General features: G+C 50.7%; 17 protein-coding genes and 1 other RNA gene. 17 read left to right on the forward strand and 1 reads right to left on the reverse strand.

Features of this window, described 5'->3' with window-relative positions; all coding sequences use genetic code 11:
• Positions 1-355: 355 nt before the first annotated feature.
• The 8 genes from ATL39_RS14225 to ATL39_RS14260 all read left to right on the forward strand — a co-directional run bounded on the left by ATL39_RS14225 (position 356) and on the right by ATL39_RS14260 (position 7,402).
• Entirely contained in the window at positions 356-2,653 is a 2,298-nt protein-coding gene (locus tag ATL39_RS14225; protein ID WP_120194039.1) for a DEAD/DEAH box helicase, read from the forward strand.
• A complete protein-coding gene (locus ATL39_RS14230; protein WP_120194040.1) occupies positions 2,643-3,890 on the forward strand; it encodes a ribonuclease H-like domain-containing protein in 1,248 nt (415 codons plus the stop codon). Before ATL39_RS14225 ends, ATL39_RS14230 begins: the two co-directional genes overlap by 11 nt.
• Before the next feature lies 1 nt (position 3,891).
• Complete coding sequence (locus tag ATL39_RS14235) at positions 3,892-4,437, forward strand: SLOG family protein (protein ID WP_120194041.1); 546 nt, start codon at positions 3,892-3,894, stop codon at positions 4,435-4,437.
• Positions 4,438-4,534: 97 nt separating this feature from the next.
• Positions 4,535-4,873, forward strand: coding sequence for a cell division regulator GpsB (gene gpsB / locus ATL39_RS14240; RefSeq protein WP_120194042.1), 339 nt, complete (start codon positions 4,535-4,537; stop codon positions 4,871-4,873).
• Positions 4,874-4,882: 9 nt separating this feature from the next.
• Positions 4,883-5,290, forward strand: a complete 408-nt coding sequence (locus tag ATL39_RS14245; RefSeq protein ID WP_120194043.1) for a reverse transcriptase-like protein — start codon at positions 4,883-4,885, stop codon at positions 5,288-5,290.
• A gap of 57 nt (positions 5,291-5,347) precedes the next feature.
• An RNA gene (gene rnpB, locus ATL39_RS14250) (RNase P RNA component class B) lies at positions 5,348-5,729 on the forward strand.
• 116 nt (positions 5,730-5,845) lie between these two features.
• Positions 5,846-6,988, forward strand: coding sequence for a THUMP domain-containing class I SAM-dependent RNA methyltransferase (locus tag ATL39_RS14255; RefSeq protein WP_120194328.1), 1,143 nt, complete (start codon positions 5,846-5,848; stop codon positions 6,986-6,988).
• A gap of 105 nt (positions 6,989-7,093) precedes the next feature.
• On the forward strand, positions 7,094-7,402 hold the full coding sequence (locus ATL39_RS14260) for a hypothetical protein (protein ID WP_120194044.1): 309 nt from the start codon (positions 7,094-7,096) through the stop codon (positions 7,400-7,402).
• Between the two features lie 31 nt (positions 7,403-7,433).
• Here the strand turns inward: ATL39_RS14260 and ATL39_RS14265 are convergent, their stop codons facing one another.
• Positions 7,434-7,736 (reverse strand): iron-sulfur cluster biosynthesis family protein, encoded by a 303-nt coding sequence (locus ATL39_RS14265; RefSeq protein WP_120194045.1) that lies wholly within the window; start codon positions 7,734-7,736, stop codon positions 7,434-7,436.
• 131 nt (positions 7,737-7,867) lie between these two features.
• Between ATL39_RS14265 and ATL39_RS14270 the strand changes: the two genes are divergently transcribed.
• The 9 genes from ATL39_RS14270 to ATL39_RS14310 all read left to right on the forward strand — a co-directional run bounded on the left by ATL39_RS14270 (position 7,868) and on the right by ATL39_RS14310 (position 19,824).
• Positions 7,868-9,385 carry a carboxypeptidase M32 gene (locus ATL39_RS14270; RefSeq protein WP_120194046.1) on the forward strand — a complete coding sequence of 506 codons (1,518 nt, stop codon included), beginning with the start codon at positions 7,868-7,870 and terminating at the stop codon, positions 9,383-9,385.
• Between the two features lie 87 nt (positions 9,386-9,472).
• The gene (locus ATL39_RS14275; protein WP_120194047.1) at positions 9,473-10,651 is read left to right on the forward strand and encodes an acetyl-CoA C-acetyltransferase; all 1,179 of its coding nucleotides are present in this window, start codon (positions 9,473-9,475) and stop codon (positions 10,649-10,651) included.
• Positions 10,652-10,728: 77 nt separating this feature from the next.
• A complete protein-coding gene (locus ATL39_RS14280) occupies positions 10,729-12,711 on the forward strand; it encodes a sigma 54-interacting transcriptional regulator (protein WP_245961002.1) in 1,983 nt (660 codons plus the stop codon).
• A 279-nt stretch (positions 12,712-12,990) separates the two neighbouring features.
• Positions 12,991-14,562, forward strand: coding sequence for an acyl CoA:acetate/3-ketoacid CoA transferase (locus ATL39_RS14285; protein ID WP_120194048.1), 1,572 nt, complete (start codon positions 12,991-12,993; stop codon positions 14,560-14,562).
• Positions 14,563-14,576: 14 nt separating this feature from the next.
• Positions 14,577-15,860 carry a GntP family permease gene (locus ATL39_RS14290; RefSeq protein ID WP_120194049.1) on the forward strand — a complete coding sequence of 428 codons (1,284 nt, stop codon included), beginning with the start codon at positions 14,577-14,579 and terminating at the stop codon, positions 15,858-15,860.
• Positions 15,861-15,888: 28 nt separating this feature from the next.
• Positions 15,889-16,632 carry a 3-oxoacyl-ACP reductase FabG gene (gene fabG / locus ATL39_RS14295; protein WP_120194050.1) on the forward strand — a complete coding sequence of 248 codons (744 nt, stop codon included), beginning with the start codon at positions 15,889-15,891 and terminating at the stop codon, positions 16,630-16,632.
• A gap of 159 nt (positions 16,633-16,791) precedes the next feature.
• Entirely contained in the window at positions 16,792-17,856 is a 1,065-nt protein-coding gene (locus ATL39_RS14300) for an ABC transporter ATP-binding protein (protein ID WP_120194330.1), read from the forward strand.
• Positions 17,856-19,385 (forward strand): ABC transporter permease/substrate-binding protein, encoded by a 1,530-nt coding sequence (locus ATL39_RS14305; protein WP_120194051.1) that lies wholly within the window; start codon positions 17,856-17,858, stop codon positions 19,383-19,385. The genes ATL39_RS14300 and ATL39_RS14305 overlap by 1 nt, the downstream gene beginning before the upstream one ends.
• A gap of 25 nt (positions 19,386-19,410) precedes the next feature.
• Positions 19,411-19,824, forward strand: coding sequence for a CoA-binding protein (locus ATL39_RS14310; RefSeq protein WP_120194052.1), 414 nt, complete (start codon positions 19,411-19,413; stop codon positions 19,822-19,824).
• Positions 19,825-19,985: the final 161 nt, after the last annotated feature.

Raw genomic sequence — 19,985 nt, forward strand, 5'->3', positions numbered from 1 at the left:
TCGGCACAGCAGTAAAATAAATGAATTTTCAGAAATAAATCCTATAAAACACTTGACTGTATTATAACAATAACCTATACTTCTAATTACACTATAACAAAAAACAGGAGGCGTTCCATATGAAAAACGAAACGAAAAAAGAAGGCGAAAACCGTTTTATCCCAACGAATGAGGAACAGTCCGTACTGCAGATGATTAATGAATACCACGGCCGCCGCTGATTAACTAAATAAAAACAAAAGCCGGAGTCCAGGGGATTCCGGCTTTTTTGTGCTGTGTTAGGACAGGGGAAACCCCATCGAATGGAAAAACAAACGTATATTCGCTACAATAGAAACATAGAGGTGAACGATACATGAAAAAACAAACATTATCCGAGCTGATTTCTCTTATTAAAGAAGAAGGAAGCGATCAAATAGAACATTGGCACACCGTTGAGGAAACGCCTGCTAAAACCGCTGCCTTCCCGGATGAGCTGGATGCCCGTATCCGGGAGACGCTGACCAGAAGGGGAGTCGACTCTTTATACACGCACCAGGCTTCCGCCTTTGAGAAAGCCTACGGCCAGAAGCAGAGTTTTGTGGCCGTTACTCCAACGGCATCCGGAAAAACGCTCTGCTATAACCTTCCCGTACTGCAGTCTATTTTAGACGACAAAGAAAGCCGGGCGCTGTATTTATTTCCGACCAAAGCGCTCGCCCAGGATCAAATGCATGAAATCAATGCTTTTATCGATGAACTCGGGGAGCCGATCAAAAGCTTTACGTACGATGGGGATACCTCCCCTTCAATCAGACAGGCGATCCGCAAGGCCGGCCACGTAGTCATGACCAACCCCGACATGCTGCACTCGGCGATTCTGCCTCATCATACGAAGTGGGTGGCCTTGTTTGAAAATCTTAAATATATCGTCGTAGATGAGCTCCATACGTACCGGGGAGTGTTCGGCAGCCACGTTGCGAATGTCCTGCGCCGCCTGAAACGGATCGCCGCCTACTACGGAAGCGATCCTGTATTTATCAGCACGTCCGCCACGATCGCCAACCCTAAAGAGCTGGCCGAGACGCTGACAGGTAAAGAAACGGCGCTGATTAATAATAACGGGGCGCCGACCGGGAGAAAACATTTTGTGTTTTATAACCCGCCGATTGTGAACGAATCAATGAATATCCGCAAAGGCGCGACGTCCGAAGTGAACCGCTGGGCCTCCCGCTTTTTAAAAGAAAACATACAGACGATTATATTTGCCAGAAGCCGGACCCGGGTGGAGGTGATTCTCAGCCAGCTGCAGACGCTTGTCCGAAAAGAGCTTGGGATGAAAAGCATACAGGGCTACCGCGGCGGTTACCTGCCCAATGAGCGCCGGGCCATCGAGCGGGGGCTTCGCACCGGCGAGGTAATGGGGGTGGTCAGTACCAATGCGCTCGAACTAGGCATCGATATCGGCCAGCTCCAGGTCTGCATTATGACAGGCTATCCCGGCAGCATTGCCAGCGCCTGGCAGCAGGCCGGACGTGCAGGACGCCGGCAGGAGGAGTCGTTAATTCTGCTTGTCGCAAGCTCGGCACCGCTCGATCAGTACATGATGCAGCATCCGGAGTATTTATTTGACCAGAATCCGGAAACTGCCCGGATCCATCCGGAAAATTTGATTATTTTAGTGGACCATTTAAAATGCGCCGCCTTTGAGCTGCCGTTTAAAGAAGGGGAGACGTTTGACGGACTTGATATTGCTGATGTGCTGGAATACCTGGCTGAAGAACAGGTGCTTCACCACCGTGTGAATAAATGGTACTGGATGAGCGACTCGTTTCCGGCCCACGGCATCAGTCTTCGTTCGGCCTCCCAGGAAAATGTCGTTATCATTGACCAGACGGTACCTTCGCAGTCCAAAGTAATTGGCGAAATGGACCGGTTCAGCGCGATGACTCTTCTGCACGATGAGGCGGTCTACCTCCATCAGGGGATTCAATATCAGGTGGAGAAACTCGACTGGGAAGAGAAAAAAGCGTTTGTCGAAGAAGTACGCGTTGATTACTACACGGATGCCAACCTTGCTGTAGAGCTGAAAGTGCTCGAAGAAGACGAATCATCCGTGTTTGATTTTTACGAAGCGGCCTATGGGGACGTAATGGTCCATGCCAAAGCCACGATATTCAAAAAGATTAAGCTGGGCAGCTTTGAAAACATCGGGTCGGGACCAATTTACCTTCCCGAAGAAGAGCTGCACACGAACGCCTGCTGGCTGAGTTTCCCGGATCACGTGCTCGAACAGTTTGGAAAAGATCCTCTTGAACAGGCACTTACAGGACTTGCGCAGATTATCCGCCATGTCGCGCCGGTTCACGTTATGTGCGACCAGAGTGATCTTCACGTTGTACCGCAGATGAAGGCAACTCATTCCGAAAAACCGACGATTTTTATCTATGACCGCTATCCCGGCGGAACGGGACTTGCTTCGAGTTTATATAAGCAGCTCCCCCGCCTGATTAAAGAATGCCGTCAGCTGATACAAGGGTGCCCCTGCACGTCCGGGTGTCCTTCCTGCGTCGGCCTTGATACCGGCATGGAAGAGACCAAATGGCTGACGCTCCGCTTTATTGCCGAGCTGGAAAAAGCAGCAAAGCCGGAGGTGCCGGCCGATGAAACATAAGCTGCAGCGGATGAAAAACCATCTGTCGCTTCCGGATAAACAGGAGACCACAGACAAACCGGCCGCGGCCCAGCCCGCTTCCGGAGTGCCTTATCAGAAAGAGTGGGAGCAGGTGCAGGGATTTCCGCTTTATTTTGAAGATCAGTATATTATGAAGCGCGAAATTGACTATCCGCTTGATTACCAGCATGGCCGGCACCGCCTGAATGATATCTTTCCGGTGTTTGCACGCTGGTCGGAGACAGAAGAAGTACACCCGCTTCATCCGGAAGGACGCCGGCCGGAAGATCTGCTTTTTTTTGACACCGAAACCACGGGCTTGAGCGGAGGTACCGGCAACATGATTTTTCTTTTAGGCGATGCCCGCTTTAGAGAGAACCATGTGACGGTGACACAGTATTTTCTGCCGGGGCCGGAAGCGGAAGTGGCATTCTATCATCATTTTCTTTCCGACGTGCCTTCGATGAAGCACCTGGTCACCTACAACGGCAAGTCGTTTGACTGGCCGCAGCTGCGCACGCGTCATACGCTTCTGCGCCGCGAAGTGCCGAATCTGCCCCAGTTTGGCCATTTTGACCTGCTTCACGCCTCGAGGCGTTTGTTTAAATATTCGCTGGAGTCCTGCAAACTGTCGATTGTGGAACATGACGTGCTGCAATTTAAACGGGTCGATGATACGCCGGGCTATATGGCTCCGATGCTGTATTTTGATTTTTTAAATGATCCGAATCCTGGATTTATAAAAGGCATTATGCAGCACAATGAATGGGACGTGCTGTCGCTGATTACGCTCTACATTGAGCTGTCCCAGCGCGTACTGGAAGAAGCGCCTTCGGGCCGGGAATCGTACGAAATTGGGCGCTGGTTCGAGCAGCAGGGGGAAACGGGAAAGGCGCTCTGGTGCTACCGCAAAAGCGGTGCTGAAGAGCTGACCGGAGAAGAATGGCAGGAAAAATGCCTGCTCGCCGAGGCGGATCTCCTGAGAAAAGAAAAGCAGCTGGAAGAAGCCGAAGAAAAGTGGCTGCTCGTCTGGAGTGCCCAGCAGAACCTCGCCGTCTCAGCAGCCGTTGAGCTTGCCAAATACTATGAACATCAGATAAAAGACCGAAGCAGAGCCCTAAAGCTCGTTCAGCAGGCCGCGGCACTGCCGGAGGATAAGCTGTCCGACAAACAGAGAACCGATCTGGATAAACGGATGAGCCGGCTGGAACTAAAGCTCGGCCAGGGAGGAAAGTAACATGAAGACCGTTGCCGTAACAGGATACAAACCGCATGAACTCGGTATTTTTAAGCCGGACGCCAAAGAAATCAAATTTATAAAAAAAGCGCTCGAACGACGCCTCCTGAGCCTTCTCGATAACGGGCTGGAGTGGGTCATTATTTCCGGCCAGCCCGGCGTAGAGCTGTGGGCGGGTGAACTCGTTATTCAAATGAAAGAAGAGTGGGAGGATTTAAAGCTGGCCGTGCTGCCGCCTTTTCTGGAACAGGAAAAAATCTGGCCGGAGCCGGCGCAGCTGGCTTATGCGGAACTGTTAAAGCAGGCGGACTTTGTAAAGCCCATTTCAAATGCGAAATATACGAACCCGGGCCAGCTCCGTGCCAAAAATGATTTTATTATCGGACATACCGAGGGGCTTCTGCTTCTGTATGACGAGGACATGACGGGAACACCGAAATTTTACCTAGCTCCCGCGGAGACGAGGCAGGAGCATGACGGCTATGAAATTATCTGGGTCACTCCCCAGGACATTCAGGACGTAGTGGAAGAAGAGCAGTGGCTCTAAACCGGTGCATGAAAAATCAAGATCCAGGGTATAGGCAGACGTATGATATGATACAATCATTTGTGATACAGAATATTATGACATGAGGTGATCTTTAATGGAAAATACAAGATTAAGCGCAAAAGAGATTTTAGACAAAGACTTTAAAAGCAGCGTTAAAGGATACAATAAAGACGAAGTGGATCAGTTTCTGGACCTGGTAATCCAGGATTATGAAACGTTTGAAAACCGCATCAGAGATCTCGAGGAATCGAGCAACGGCTCCACTGCATCAGCTGCTCCAATTACGTCGTCCAGAGAATCCCGGCGCGAGCATTCCGAAGAGACAGAAAGCTCCTCTGCAGCCGGCAGCACCAACTACGACATCCTCCGCCGTCTGTCCAACCTGGAAAAAGAAGTATTCGGCAAAAAGCTGTATGACGAGAACTCCCGTTAAGAAATACCAATGAATACTATATATATCGATGGAGCAAGTGCCGGCAGCCCGGGGTATTCGGGTGCCGGCATTCATATTAAGCCGGGAGGCGGAGGAGCGGAAAGCCTGGCTGTCCCGCTTGGTATCCGGACGAATCATGAGGCGGAATTTATGGCCCTGCGCCTCGCGCTCGTTTACTGCGTGGAGCAGGGCTGGGAATCTGCGGTCATCTGTACGGATTCGCAGGTAGTTGATGACGCCGTGGCCAAACGCTACGTAAAAAACCCGGTGTTTGCTTCCCTGCTGCAGGAAAGCCTGCTCATTTTGGAGGAGCATCCCCTGTATTTTATTAAGTGGATTCCTTCGTCCAAAAATAAAGCCGCAGACCAGCTTTCCAAGCAGGCCGTGCTTGAAGAAAAAAGAAAGCATTATGCATAGTTGCGTAAATGCACAAGAACGGATATAATTGCACATGGTCTTAGATCATGCTGAAAGCATTCTAGGCAATCGCTGTACTCTTCGATGAGTGCAGAGGAAAGTCCATGCTCGCACAGCCTGGGATGGCTGTAGTGTTCGTGCCTGACGAATGCATAAGTCAGGGCATCTCTTTTAAGGGATGACGGCGGAGAAGTAACCTACGTCGTCAAGATATGGTTACGGTATCCTTAATGTGCCACAGTGACGTAGTTTTTCCGGAAACGGAAAAAGTGGAACGGGGTAAACCCCTCGAGCGAGAAACCCAAAATAAGGTAGGGGCGCCTTTCTGAAGGAACCAAACGGAAAGAAAGGGCAGATTCGTCTGCAGATAGATGATTGCCGCCGGAGTGCGAGGTTAAGAGCCGTTTTAGCACGAAGGAACAGAACATGGCTTACATGAATGCTTTCAGCATATAAAAACCCCTGTTTTCAGGGGTTTTTTCTATGTATATAATAGGTATTATACACAACATCTGGTTTGAAAAAGCAGCCGTGCAGGCTACAGGAGAGATAAATATGGAACAGAACGTAACCATTATTGCCACATCCACGATGGGCCTTGAAGCGATCGTGGCCAAAGAAGTAAAGGATCTCGGCTATGCGAATACCCAAATTGAAAACGGAAAGGTCATTATCGAAGCCCCGCTTTCGGCGATTCCGCGCCTGAACATGTGGCTGCGCACCTCCGACCGGATCAAACTGCGTATCGGCTTGTTTCAGGCGCGTACGTTTGATGACTTGTTTGAAAAAACAAAAGCCCTGCCCTGGGAAGATATTCTTCCGGAAAATGCATCGTTTCCCGTTACCGGGCGCTCGGTCAAATCCACTTTATACAGCGTGCCCGACTGTCAGGCGATTGTAAAAAAGGCAATCGTGGAGCGGTTAAAGCAGCGGTACAAAAAAGAATGGTTTTTTGAAGACGGCTTTTTATACAAAGTCGAAGTCGCTATCCTGAAAGACGAAGTTTCGATCACATTGGATACAACAGGCGTGGGTCTTCATAAGCGCGGCTACCGGTCGCTGCACAGTGCCGCTCCGTTAAAGGAAACGCTGGCCGCAGCAATGATTAAGCTCAGCCACTGGAAACCGGATTATCCGCTTGTGGATCCTTTCTGCGGCTCCGGCACGATTCCGATTGAAGCGGCCCTTATCGGCCGGAACATTGCTCCCGGTATCAACCGCTTTTTTGACTCGGAGGACTGGGGCATTTTAAAACAAGAGTGGTGGGATCAGGCCCGCGAAGAAGCTGATGATAAAGCGGACTACGACCGGCCGCTTGATATTACGGGCAGTGATATCGACCACCGTATGGTGGACCTGGCTGTCGAAAACACCGAAGAAGCCGGACTGCAGGATGCGATTCACTACAAGCAGATGCAGGCCGTCGACTTTACAACACCTAAAGAATACGGCTCGATTATTACAAACCCTCCTTACGGCGAACGCGTCGGCGAAAAAGAGGAAGTAAAAGAGCTGTACCGGAACCTGGGCAAAATTTGGAAGCCGCTCTCTACCTGGTCGGTTTATATTATTACGTCCGATGAGAAATTTGAAAATACGTACGGGGCGAAAGCCACCAAAAAACGAAAGCTCTACAATGGCAACATTCGCACCGATTACTACCAGTACTGGGGAGAGCGTCCGCCGCGCCGCAGTTAATACTGCAAAGCGCTCCTTATTCCAATAACGGAACAAGGGGCGTTTTGTTTCGCCCTGCCGGCTATAGGGAATATCATTTACTAGACAGCAAAGGAGGGGCAGAGAATGGAACAGCCGAAGCTTTGGAATATTTCCATTGAAAAAAATGGAGAATGGCACAGTGTTGGAAATGTCCACGAGGCCAACGTGTCTGATGATAAAAAGGAAGTCATTCAGCTGCGCGAAGAAGATGCGGCGGCGCTTGCCGGGCAAACCGGGAGGATCCGCCTGGACCGTCAGCGCCTGAGCCGTCCGGACCGCCCGGAAGGCATAGAAGAACTAATAGTTCATGACTGGAAACTGGAAGGGACTGCCGTCGTTGTAGAAAATACAGCGCGGGATATTACCCATTCGTTTTCTTCGATTGAAGGATAAAAAAAGCCGGCCGCTATGGCCGGCTTTCTATTTATTCCGGATGAGCGGTGTCTTCCATCCGTGGATTTGAAAAGTTCAGGTAGTCGATCGTTTCGTCATAAGTGATATCCATGCCGTCGATATACCACTGATCCTGAGTATTCACAAAAAACTGAATGCCGCTTTTTTCCAAGATATAAGCAGTATCTTCCGGTGTTTCCCTGCTTACACCGATCGAAAAACCGCCCGATCCGACGCCGCCGACCCGGACAAACAGCCTCAGGTAATCCCCTGGCTGCATCCCCATTTCCTTTTGATAATGCAGAGCCGCTGCTTCGCTGATGGATACGTGCATGTTATCCCGCCTTTCCTTCGCCCCCTCTTTATATCACGAATAGAAAAATCTTTCAAAACTCCTGCCGCATTGTTTATACTGATAAAGAAAGTATTTCCAGTAACGAAGTACTTATATAGGAGGATGAAACAATGACCACACTTAATTCGGATTTAGAACAGGCATTCCGCAGTCATTTAAAGAAAATAAGTTCGTACGAACAGGCAATCAGCCTGTTAAACTGGGATTCGCGTACAGGCGCTCCCAAAAAAGGCATGGACGAACGGGCCGACGTTTCAGGCACAATGGCTACTGAGCTGTTTAAAATTAAAACGTCCGATGAAACGGCGAAATATTTACACGCGGTACTCGGCCACCAGGGGACAGATGTATCCGCCACGTCCAAACAGGCCGCCGCGGAGCTGAAAAAAGAATACGACCGTATGACGAAAATACCGGAAGACGAGTTTCAGGAATACAGCATTCTAACAGCGAAATCGGAGAACGTCTGGGAAGAAGCAAAAGAGGCGGATGACTTCGCCATGTTTGCCCCGTACCTGGAGAAAATTGTAGATTTCAGCCGGCGCTTTGCCGAACACTGGGGCTATGAGTCTCATCCATACAACGCCCTGCTCGAAGACTACGAGCCGGGAATGACGGTGGAAAAACTGGATGCCATTTTCGCCAAGGTGCGGGAAGGATTGATTCCACTCGTGGAAGGCGTTACGTCTTCTGATAAAAAACCAGAGACTGATTTTCTATTTTCCACGTTTCCAAAAGACAAGCAGCGGGCGTTCAGCCTCGACGTATTAAAACAGATGACGTACGACTTTGAAGCCGGCCGCCTCGATGAAACGGTCCATCCCTTTGCGATCGGCCTGAATCCAAACGACGTCCGCGTAACGACTAAATACGACGAATCCGATTTCCGTACAGCGGTATTCGGCACGATTCACGAAGGCGGGCATGCGTTGTACGAACAGAACATTGGGGAGGAACTGGCCGGAACGATTTTAAGCGACGGCGCCTCGATGGGTATTCACGAATCCCAGTCCCTGTTCTGGGAAAACTTTGTCGGCAGGCATCCGAAATTCTGGGAGAAAAATTACGAGCTGCTTCAGACCTATGCACCGGACCAGTTTACCGGGGTATCGCTGCATGATTTCTACCGGGCCATCAATGAAGCCAAACCGTCGTTGATCCGGATTGAAGCAGATGAGCTGACGTACTGCCTGCACATTATTCTCCGCTATGAAATGGAAAAGCAGCTGATTGAGGGCAGCCTGAAAGTAAAAGATCTTCCCAGGGTATGGAATGAAAAAATGCAGGAGTATTTAGGCGTCATCCCTCCGTCCAATGCTAAAGGCGTTCTTCAGGATGTCCACTGGGCGTTTGGGGCATTCGGCTACTTCCCCTCTTATGCGCTCGGCTATATTTATGCCGCGCAGTTAAAAGCAGCGATGGATAAGGATCTGCCGGCATTTGACGAGCTTGTTGAAAAAGGAGACCTGAAGCCGATCCGCGAGTGGATGACAAAGAATATTCATCAATACGGCCGCAGCAGAACACCGATTGAGTTAATAAAAGAAGCCACCGGGGAAGACATTAATCCGGATTATTTACTGCAGTATTTATCAGAAAAATATAAAGACCTGTATCAGTTCAGCTGATCTGGCATACAAATTGCATAGTATAAAGAGAAAAGAGAAGAAAAAAGCACTTCTCTTTTTCTCTATTCTAAAAAGGAGTCGATAAGAATGAAAGAAGCTGTTATTGTAAGCGCAGCCAGAACACCGATCGGTAGTTTTGGAGGGGCGTTTCAGCATGTATCTGCTGTGGATCTGGGAAAAACCGCGGTAAAGGAAGCGGTAAGACGGGCCGGCCTCCCGCCGGAAGCGATTGAAGAAGCTGTACTCGGAAATGTCCTGTCCGCCGGACTGGGCCAGAACGTTGCCCGCCAGATTGCTGTTCATGCCGGGCTTCCTTATACCGTACCGGCGATGACGATTAATAAAGTATGCGGATCGGGCCTTAGAAGCGTCAGCATGGCCGCCCAGTTTATTAGAGCCGGAGATGCGGAAGTAGTGCTTGCCGGCGGCGCCGAGTCCATGAGCAACGCTCCCTATGTAATGCCTAAAGCACGCTGGGGTACAAGGATGGGGAGCGCGGAGATGGTGGACACGATGCTTCAGGACGGCCTGATCGATGCGTTTGAACCCATTCATATGGGCATTACCGCTGAAAATATTGCGGAGCGCTGGTCGTTCAGCAGAAGAGAGCAGGATGAATTTGCCCTGCGCAGCCAGCAGCGGGCAGCGGCGGCGATTGATAACGGCTATTTTGAAGAAGAAATTGTACCGGTGGAGGTACCGCAGCGAAAGGGAGAAGCGGTTACCGTTACCGTGGATGAACATCCCAAAAAAGATATGACGATGGAAAAGCTGGAAAAACTGCGGCCGGCGTTTAAAAAAGACGGCACCGTGACGGCAGGTAATGCATCCGGATTAAATGACGGGGCGGCGGCGCTCGTGGTGATGTCAAAGGACAGAGCGCAGGCTCTTGGATTAACCCCGTTGGCTACGATTGTATCGTACGGCAATGCCGCACTTGATCCGGCTGTTATGGGATATGGTCCGGTACCGGCTTCCCGCCAGGCGCTTGAACGGGCCGGCCTGACGATGGATGACATTGACCTGGTAGAAGCAAACGAAGCGTTCGCTTCCCAGTCGCTTGCGGTTGCCCAGGATCTGCAGATTGATGCCGATAAAATTAATGTAAACGGAGGGGCCATTGCGCTTGGCCATCCTATTGGCGCTTCCGGCGCCCGGGTTCTCACTTCGCTTTTGTACGAGATGAAGCGCCGGGACGTGAAAAGAGGGCTGGCGGCGCTCTGCATTGGCGGCGGCCAGGGCACTGCGATCATTGTAGAAAGATAACGATTCTCCCTGCCTGTTTGGTATACTAAAAACATACCGGACAGGTTTTTAATGTATACACACAGGGGGACAGACTAATGAACCGACCGATTGATCTGCAGACATTCGCCTGTACACTTCAGGAAACAACAACTATCAAAGAAGCGGCTTTTTTATTCAAAGAGCACGGGACAGCAGAGCTTCCGGTGCTTAATGAGCAGCAGCAGTTTATCGGCCTGCTTCATCAAAATACATTGTTCGACACGGTCATCCAGGGCATTTCCCCGGAGGAGCCGATCCGCAGCTGGGTCGAGCCGGAAGCTTCGGGGCTGTATATTCCTTCCTGTGAAGCAGGGGGGCGAATTGCCTGTTATGAGGGAGCCGTTTTCGCGGGGCTGGTTCCTCTTGCTCCGCTCATAAAAGAAAACAAACGACTGCAGACGATGCTCGCGATGGCGCCGCTCCAGATCTGGATTACCGACAGGGAAGGCACGGTGTTATTTACCAATGACGGAGAGCCGCCGCTGTTTACACAGGAAGAGTGGAGCCGCGTGCAGACGTCTGAAGCAGCGAGGCTGTCTATACATGTGTCGGCCGCAGATAAAACGTATACGGTGGAAAAACAGCGGTCTGCCGAGGAAGATGGGCTTGTCTTCTATTACGCGATGCGGGCCGAAGCGGCCAACAGTGCAGGAGAAGAGCGGGCGGAGCTTCTGGAAATGATCTACGAATATTTATACGATGGCATTATTACCGTGGACAAAGAGGGTTATGTGACGATGCTGAGCAAAGAATACGGGGAGTTTCTCGGCGTTAACCCTGAAGAAATGATCGGCCGGCACTGCACGGAAGTGATTGAAAACACAAGGATGCACATTGTCGCCAAAACCGGCAAGCCGGAAATCGCCGATTTTCAAAAATTAAAAACGGGCTATATGGTTGCTACCCGTGTACCAATTATAAAAAATGGTGAAATCACCGGAGCGCTCGGCAAAGTCCTTTTTAAAAATATTACCGGCGTGAAAGGACTGCAGACGCGCATCCAGCAGATGGAGAAGGAATGGAAGCACTACAAAGGAGAATGGCAGGAACAGAATACGTCCCGCTACCAGCTCGATGATATTATCGGCACCCATGAGGCGATGGTACAGACAAAGCAGATGGCGCACCAGGCCGCCCAGGGCGATTCCAATGTGCTGCTGCTCGGGGAGAGCGGTACGGGTAAAGAGCTGTTTGCCCATGCGGTGCATGGAGCAAGCTCTCGTGCTGCCGGTCCTTTTGTCAAAGTAAACTGCGCGGCTATTCCTCCGGAGCTGCTCGAATCAGAGCTGTTCGGCTACGTGGAAGGCTCTTTTACCGGAGCCCGGAAAGGCGGCAAAAAAGGAAAATTTGAGGCCGCACAGCACGGCACGATTTTTCTTGATGAAATCGGGGAGCTTCCGCTTCATATGCAGGTGAAATTTCTGCGGGTTCTCCAGGAAAAGGAAGTAGAAAAGGTCGGAGACATCCGCTCCACGCCCGTTGATATCCGCGTTGTTGCTGCGACCAACCGGGACCTGGAAACGATGGTGGAGCATAACGAATTCCGGCTTGATCTTTACTACCGGCTGAATGTGATGCCTATTACGATACCACCGCTGCGGGAGCGGAAATCCGATATTCTCCTTCTGGTGGAAGCGGCGCTTAAACGGATTACCGAGCTGATGGGTAAACCGGTGCAAGGCCTGTCCGAACAGGCCGACCGGCTGCTGCTTGAGTATAGCTGGCCGGGAAACGTCCGCGAACTGGAAAATGTGCTGGAGCGGGCAGTTAATATGGCGCCGGTAAATGAGACGATCACACCAGCACACCTGCCGAACAAACTGCTTCAGGGCAGAACGGCCGCTCCTATACGCACTCTTCAGGAAACGGTGCAGCTTGCAGAAAAAGAGGCGCTGGCCGGGGCCCTGCGATACGCCAGCGGCAACAAAAGCTATGCAGCCAAGCTGCTTGGCATCAGCCGGACCGCTTTTTACGACAAGTGGAAACGGCTGGAAGACGGTGATCGTCCGGAAATACGTACACACTTCGTTAGAAAATAAACAACTGTCCTTATTTACGCACACTTATAATGACTACGCTTTCATTTTGTGCGGGATATCGGACACATTTTGCTTAATGAGCCGATACCAGCTTCAAAAAATCAAAAAAACAATATTCTTAAATGACATGATTCTCCCCTGCAAGGACATGATTGTATCACTTTAAAGGCAGAACGAAGATAATCCAGCCGGATTATCTTTTTTTTCGTGCAGATGTAAATGTTGGCATGTATCTTGCAATTGTATAATGTAAGCGAATACACAAGGAGGATATTCATCATGTCAAAAGTAATGAGCGTAGAAGAGGCCGTAGGAATGATCCCAAACGGTGCGACGGTGGCGACCGGGGGGTTTGTCGGCAACGGCCATCCGGAAGCATTAACGAAAGCACTCGGCCGGCGGTTTGAACAGGAACAACAGCCGATCGATTTGACGCTGGTGTATGCAGCCGGCCAGGGTGACGGCGCAGACAAAGGGCTGAACAATCTCGGCCATGAACGTCTGATCAAAAAAGTAATCGGCGGCCACTGGGGACTTGCCCCCAAACTGGCAAAGCTTGCCATAGAAAACAAAATCGAAGCCTATAACCTTCCTCAGGGAGTCATTACTCATTTGTTCCGGGATATTGCAGCTAAAAAGCCGGGCCTGCTGACCCATGTCGGTTTGAAAACATTCGTGGATCCAAGGCTCGACGGCGGCAAGCTGAATACAAAAAGCACCGAAGACCATGTGGAACTGTTTCCGGTCAATGGAACCGACTACTTATTTTATAAAACGTTTCCTATTCATGTGGCATTAATCCGGGCAACGTATGCCGATGAAAATGGCAATGCTTCCATGGAAAAGGAAGCGGCAACGCTCGAGGTGCTTTCGATTGCCCAGGCAGCCAAAAATTCAGGCGGTATCGTTATTCTGCAGGTGGAAAAAGTGGTGGAAGCCCGGACGCTGCAGACAAGGCTTACTAAAATCCCCGGAATATACGTAGATGCGATCGTTGAAGCTCCCCTCGAGGATCACATGCAGACAAACGGCGAGCAGTACAATCCGGCCTACAGCGGAGAGATTCGTACGTCGGTGCATTCTCTGGCACGACTGCCGCTGACCGAACGAAAAGTGATTGCGAGACGTTCGGTGATGGAGCTGGTGCCGCATGCTATTACAAACCTGGGCATCGGCATGCCGGAGGGCGTGGCAATGGTAGCCAACGAAGAGGGAGTCGGACGAGATCTCCGCCTGACGCTTGAATCCGGACCGATCGGCGGCATACCGGCCGGTGGGAAAAGCTTCGGGGCCTCCACCAACCCAGACGTTATTATTGACCAGCCGTATCAATTTGATTTTTATGACGGCGGCGGCCTGGATGTGGCATTTCTCGGACTGGCCCAGCTCGATGCGTCCGGAAACGTCAACGTCAGTAAATTCGGCCCGAAAATAGCCGGTGCCGGCGGGTTTATTAACATCTCCCAGAATGCCAAAAAAGTAGTATTCTGCGGAACATTTACCGCAGGCGGCCTGAAAACCCGGGTAGAGAATGGAAAGCTTACGATAGAACAGGAAGGAACATTTCCTAAGTTTGTAAAACAGGTGGAACACGTCACCTTCAGCGGCGACTATGCCAGTGAAGTAAAACAGGAGGTATTTTACATTACCGAGCGGGCCGTGTTTGAACTGCGTCCGGAAGGTCTTCTGCTGACAGAAACAGCTCCGGGCATTGACCTGGAAAAGGATATACTCGCACACATGGATTTCATCCCGCTGATGGCGGAGCCGCTTCGGACGATGGATGTCCGGCTGTTTTCGGAAGCCGTCATGGGAATCGCCGAGCCGCAGGATAATCCCGTGGTTCAATAAAAGGAGGAAAAAGCATGTTTGGAATAATACTGGGATTGGTTGTGTTGATGGTACTGGCTTACATGGGCTGGTCAATTATCTGGGTGGCACCGATTGCCGCCGGCGTCGTAGCCGTGTTTGGAGGACTGAATCTGCTTGATGCCTATACCGATACGTATATGAGCGGATTTGTCGGATTTGCCGAGCAGTGGTTTCCGGTCTTTCTGCTTGGAGCCATATTTGGAAAACTGATGGAAGACACGGGCATGGCCCGTTCGGTGGCGATGGCCCTCAGCCGCTTTATCGGTACGAAACGCGCCATACTGAGCGTAGTGGTTTCTGCCGCTATCCTGACATACGGCGGCGTCAGCCTGTTTGTTGTCGTGTTTGCCGTCTACCCGCTGTCGCTTGCTTTATTCAGAGAAGCCAATATCACGAGAAAGCTGATTCCACCGACCATTGCATTAGGAGCCATTACGTTTACGATGACTGCTCTTCCCGGGACTCCGCAGATTCAGAACCTGATACCGATTGCTTCGTTTGAAACGACCGCGATGGCGGCTCCTATAATGGGCCTCGCAGCGGCGGCAGTTATGGGTGTCGGCGGGTACTTGTACCTGCGCTGGCGCGAAAAAAAGCTTACCGCCCAGGGAGAAGTATTCACGGAGCCCAAAGACAAAAAAATAGTAGAAGATAATGGGAAAACCCCGCTGTTTTTATTGTCCATTCTACCGCTTTTAGTCGTACTTGTGACGTTAAATATATTCGGCTGGGACATTGTAGTGTCGCTTATTTCCGGCATTGTGCTTATTCTTCTGCTTAATCTCGACAAATGGAAAGGATATATAAAAGCTATGAACGCCGGCGCTTCCGGCTCTGTTCTTGCGATTATTAACACAAGCGCGGCCGTTGGGTTTGGTACCGTGGTGCAGAACGTGCCCGGCTTTGACCGGTTAACCGAGCTGCTTCTCGGCGTGCGCGGAAGCCCGCTCATTTCCGAAGCAATTGCCGTCAATATTCTCGCAGGGGCCACCGGCTCTGCGTCAGGCGGGATGGGTATCGCGCTTGAAGCACTGGGTGAACAGTATTACCAGCTGGCGCTTGAAACCGGCATCAGTCCGGAAGCCTTTCACCGCGTCGCTTCGCTGTCTTCGGGCGGACTGGACGCACTTCCGCATAACGGAGCTATATTAACCTTGTTAGCTGTAACCGGCATGACGCATCGGGATTCCTACAAAGACATCTTTGTCGTTGCAGTGGCAATTCCTATCCTTGCCACCGTGGTAGCCATTATTCTTGCAAGCATCGGTCTTGTCTAATACACAGAAAAGAAAGGATCAGGATAATATGAAACGACTAGAAGGAAAAACAGCCGTTATTACAGGAGGCGGGCGCGGCATTGGCGCGGCGACTGCCGGAAAATTCCTCGAAGAAGGCGCCAACGTTGTCGTTGTTGACGTGAATCAGGACGACCTTGATCATGTGGTTAACGAAGCGGGAGAGCAACAGGAACGAATACTCGGCATTAAAGCAGATATTACGAGCAAACAGGATATAGATCATGTATTAGCGGAAAGTGTCCGGACTTTTACCCGCGTGGATATTCTGATCAATAACGCCGGCATTACAGCGGATTCCCAGCTGTTAAAAATGGAGGAAGAAGACTGGGACAAGGTGATAAACGTTAATTTAAAAGGCGTTTTTCTAATGACCCAAAAGGCGGCCGCTTTGATGAAAGAGCAGCAGTCCGGCGTCATCCTCAATGCGTCCTCCGTTGTTGGTGTTTACGGGAATTTCGGGCAGACCAACTACGCGGCTTCCAAATTTGGGATTAATGGCATGACCAAAACGTGGGCAAAGGAACTCGGCCGGTATAAAATCAGAGTAAATTCCGTAGCTCCGGGTTTTATATTGTCACCGATGACAGAAAAGATGCCGGAAAAAGCATTAACTATGATGAAAGAAAAAGCGGTGCTCGGCACGCTTGGCAGACCAGAAGACATTGCCAATGCCTACGCTTTTCTCGCATCAGATGAAGCGTCGTTTATTACAGGAGCCGTTCTGAATGTAGACGGCGGCGCGGTGATATAGAATAGAATACAAAACCGGGGGGCCCGCACCATGCCCTCCGGTTTTTTTGTTGTACCTTTTTATTTGTAAAGGACTGGGAGATGAAATATGATTAGGTCAGCTTTCCTTACCCTGTATGCACGGCAACAGGCGACTATGACCAAGAAAGGGCTTGACGACATGATATCTTTTCACGACATTACAAAACAATTTGCCGACCAGTCAACTGCCGTGGAGAACTTCAATCTGACGATTAACAAAGGGGAATTTTTCGTTTTGATCGGCCCCAGCGGCTGCGGGAAAACGACCACGTTGAAAATGATCAACCGCCTGATTGAACCTACATCCGGCCGCATTACAATCGAGGATAAAAACATTACCGAATGGAACCGCCAGGAGCTCCGCTGGAATATCGGCTACGTCCTTCAGCAGATTGCTCTGTTCCCGACAATGACGATTGCTGAAAACATCGCCGTTGTGCCGGAAATGCGCAAATGGAAAAAAGCCGCTGTAGAGGAGCGGGTCGATGAGCTTTTGAATATGGTGGGGCTGGATCCGGATACCTACAGGAACCGCCGCCCCTCTGAGCTTTCAGGCGGCCAGCAGCAGCGGATCGGTGTTATCCGGGCGCTTGCCGGCAATCCGGACATTATTTTAATGGATGAGCCGTTCAGCGCCCTTGATCCGATCAGCCGGGAACAGCTGCAAAAGGACATCCGCCAGCTGCAGGCCGATATTAAAAAAACCATCGTTTTTGTAACGCACGATATCGATGAAGCGATGGCTATCGGCGACCGGATCTGCCTGATGAAGGACGGCGGCATTGTCCAGGTGGGAACCCGGGAGGAGCTCGTCAATGAGCCGGCCGATGACTTCGTGAAAAACTTTATCGGTGACCGCCGGGACCCATGGGACACGCGCGTAAAAGAAGTGATGAACCCTAACAGCCATCTGCTGGCAAGCACCCAGGATATCAGTGACTACCCGCTGTATCCGGCGCCTCTTTATATTTTTAAAGATGACCGCACCTATGTAGGCCGCCAGGCCGAGGAGGGCATTGTCTCCAACGATCCTGCCATTCATCCGGAGGATACGCTGAAACACGCGCTGAAGTCATTTGACAATACCGAACTTGAAGCCCTCCCTGTGTTAACCGGGAGCCGCATTGAAGGGGTACTCAGCTACAAAGATATTGTACAGTTTATGAAAAAATCCCAGCTGGAGCAGGAAGGGGAGCTGGTATAATGGCGACGCTGCAGGAGTTGTGGGAACTATTTTCCACCCGCCAGGGCGAATTCTGGCAGGTGATGTGGCAGCACGTGCATATGTCGGTCGTTGCACTATTGTTTGCCGTACTAATTGCCGTTCCGCTTGGCATTATTCTTACCCGGAAGCAAAAGCTGGCTGAACCGATCATCGGCGTGGCAGCGGTACTGCAGACAATACCAAGTCTTGCGCTGCTCGGGTTTATGATCCTGCTTTTAAATCAAATCGGTACGCTTCCCGCGGTCGTAGCACTCACCGCCTACGCCCTGCTTCCCATTCTGCGGAATACATATACCGGCATCCAGGGAGTGGATCCTTCGATTCAGGAAGCGGCTGTCGGGATGGGGATGTCTTCGTTCCGGAAGCTTCGCAAAATTGAGCTGCCGATGGCGATGCCGATTATTATGGCCGGTGTCCGCACCTCGATGGTGCTGATTGTAGGTACGGCTACGCTGGCCGCCCTTATCAGCGCCGGCGGTCTGGGCGACTTTATTATGACCGGGATTGACCGGGCGAACAATGCCTACATTCTGCTGGGGGCTCTTCCTGCCGCCCTGCTGGCGCTGTTTTTTGATTTTATCCTGCGGATGACAGAAAAACGCTCCCAGGGCAAAACGCTGGCTCCGATCCTTGCCGTACTGGGCCTGTCCGTGGCGATCGCCCTGGCACCATTATTTTCTTTTGCCCAGCAGCCGCAGATCACCATCGGCGGCAAGATTACCGCTGAACCGGAAATAATTGCCAACATGTACAAGCATCTGATTGAGGAAGAGACTGATCTTATGGTGGACGTTCGCACTGGGATGGGCAGCACCGATATTGCGTTTAATGCCCTTCAGTCCGATGATGTGGATGTGTACCTGGAATTTACAGGCACGGCGTTAACTACGCTTTTAAATCAAACCCCGGAGCCCGGCACGACCGAAGAAGAAGTGTATGAGCAGGCGCGTACGGGATTGATGGAAGAGTACGACCTCGCTTATCTCGAGCCGATGGCATTTAACAATACCTATGCGCTTGCCGTCCGCGGGGAAACAGCGGAAGAGCTGGGCATTGAAACGATCTCTGATATGGAGACATACCGGGATCAGCTGACGGCCGGGTTTACTTTTGAGTTTGCCGACCGGGAAGACGGGTATATAGGATTACAGGACATCTATGGATTTTCTTTTGAAAACGTAGAAACGATGGACTCAGGTCTGCGCACCCGTGCCTTAACGACGGAGCAGGTGGACTTTATTGACGCCTTCTCCACTAGCGCGGACATTATTGAATACGACCTTGCGCTGATGGAAGACGACGAAAATCTGTTTCCGCCGTATCAGGGAGCCCCTCTGATGAAGCAGGAAACGCTTGAAGAGTATCCGGAACTAGAAGAGCCCCTGAATCGTCTTGGCGGTATGATTACCGACGAGGAAATGCAGGAAATGAACTACAAAGTCGAGTATGATGACGAAGATCCGTATGATGTAGCAGAAGAGTACCTGCAGTCTGTTGATTTACTTTAACTACATGCTAAAGGAGATAGATAACATGGCACACCGTAATCCCGACCAGCAGAAAATTAAGCATATTCTGGACACAAGCAAACGAATTGCTGTGGTAGGCCTGTCCGATAATCCCTCGCGGACGTCCTATCAGATCAGCAGCCAAATGCAGCAGGCCGGTTATGAAATTATTCCGGTCAATCCTGTAGTTGATGAAGTGCTTGGAGTCAAAGCCGTTAAGCGGCTGCAGGACATTGACGGCCCGGTGGACATTGTCAACGTTTTCCGCCGCAGTGAATTCCTGCCGGAAGTTGCCCGCGACGTGCTCGATATTGAAGCAGGCACCTTCTGGGCCCAGCTTGGCGTCTCTCACGACGAAGTACCTGCCATTCTGAAAGAAAAAAATATAAATATAGTAATGGATTCATGCATCAAGGTCGAATACCAGATGACGCGCTGAGACAATTCCGGGAACCAGTTCAAACTTGAACTGGTTCTTTTTGTTTTTTTATGATATTTTGATGGAGGACGTGTCATATAAAACATATGTTCGTATAATGGCATGTGGTATGATAAGATATTATATAAAGATATTTGTTCTTGCATGAGAAGGGAGTCGGA

The organism is Sinobaca qinghaiensis (genome assembly GCF_003610495.1).
GTDB classification, from domain to species: domain Bacteria; phylum Bacillota; class Bacilli; order Bacillales; family Marinococcaceae; genus Sinobaca; species Sinobaca qinghaiensis.

Excerpts from the sequence above, each read along its gene's own strand:
- ATL39_RS14235 (WP_120194041.1), top strand. The coding sequence starts at position 3,892 with ATGAAGACCGTTGCCGTAACAGGATACAAACCGCATGAACTCGGTATT.
- ATL39_RS14255 (WP_120194328.1), top strand. The coding sequence starts at position 5,846 with ATGGAACAGAACGTAACCATTATTGCCACATCCACGATGGGCCTTGAA.
- ATL39_RS14305 (WP_120194051.1), top strand. The coding sequence starts at position 17,856 with ATGGCGACGCTGCAGGAGTTGTGGGAACTATTTTCCACCCGCCAGGGC.
- ATL39_RS14270 (WP_120194046.1), top strand. The coding sequence starts at position 7,868 with ATGACCACACTTAATTCGGATTTAGAACAGGCATTCCGCAGTCATTTA.
- ATL39_RS14245 (WP_120194043.1), top strand. The coding sequence starts at position 4,883 with ATGAATACTATATATATCGATGGAGCAAGTGCCGGCAGCCCGGGGTAT.
- ATL39_RS14265 (WP_120194045.1), bottom strand. The coding sequence starts at position 7,736 with ATGCACGTATCCATCAGCGAAGCAGCGGCTCTGCATTATCAAAAGGAA.
- ATL39_RS14280 (WP_245961002.1), top strand. The coding sequence starts at position 10,729 with ATGAACCGACCGATTGATCTGCAGACATTCGCCTGTACACTTCAGGAA.
- ATL39_RS14290 (WP_120194049.1), top strand. The coding sequence starts at position 14,577 with ATGTTTGGAATAATACTGGGATTGGTTGTGTTGATGGTACTGGCTTAC.
- ATL39_RS14300 (WP_120194330.1), top strand. The coding sequence starts at position 16,792 with ATGATATCTTTTCACGACATTACAAAACAATTTGCCGACCAGTCAACT.
- gpsB (WP_120194042.1), top strand. The coding sequence starts at position 4,535 with ATGGAAAATACAAGATTAAGCGCAAAAGAGATTTTAGACAAAGACTTT.
- ATL39_RS14310 (WP_120194052.1), top strand. The coding sequence starts at position 19,411 with ATGGCACACCGTAATCCCGACCAGCAGAAAATTAAGCATATTCTGGAC.
- ATL39_RS14225 (WP_120194039.1), top strand. The coding sequence starts at position 356 with ATGAAAAAACAAACATTATCCGAGCTGATTTCTCTTATTAAAGAAGAA.
- ATL39_RS14260 (WP_120194044.1), top strand. The coding sequence starts at position 7,094 with ATGGAACAGCCGAAGCTTTGGAATATTTCCATTGAAAAAAATGGAGAA.
- ATL39_RS14285 (WP_120194048.1), top strand. The coding sequence starts at position 12,991 with ATGTCAAAAGTAATGAGCGTAGAAGAGGCCGTAGGAATGATCCCAAAC.
- ATL39_RS14230 (WP_120194040.1), top strand. The coding sequence starts at position 2,643 with ATGAAACATAAGCTGCAGCGGATGAAAAACCATCTGTCGCTTCCGGAT.
- fabG (WP_120194050.1), top strand. The coding sequence starts at position 15,889 with ATGAAACGACTAGAAGGAAAAACAGCCGTTATTACAGGAGGCGGGCGC.
- ATL39_RS14275 (WP_120194047.1), top strand. The coding sequence starts at position 9,473 with ATGAAAGAAGCTGTTATTGTAAGCGCAGCCAGAACACCGATCGGTAGT.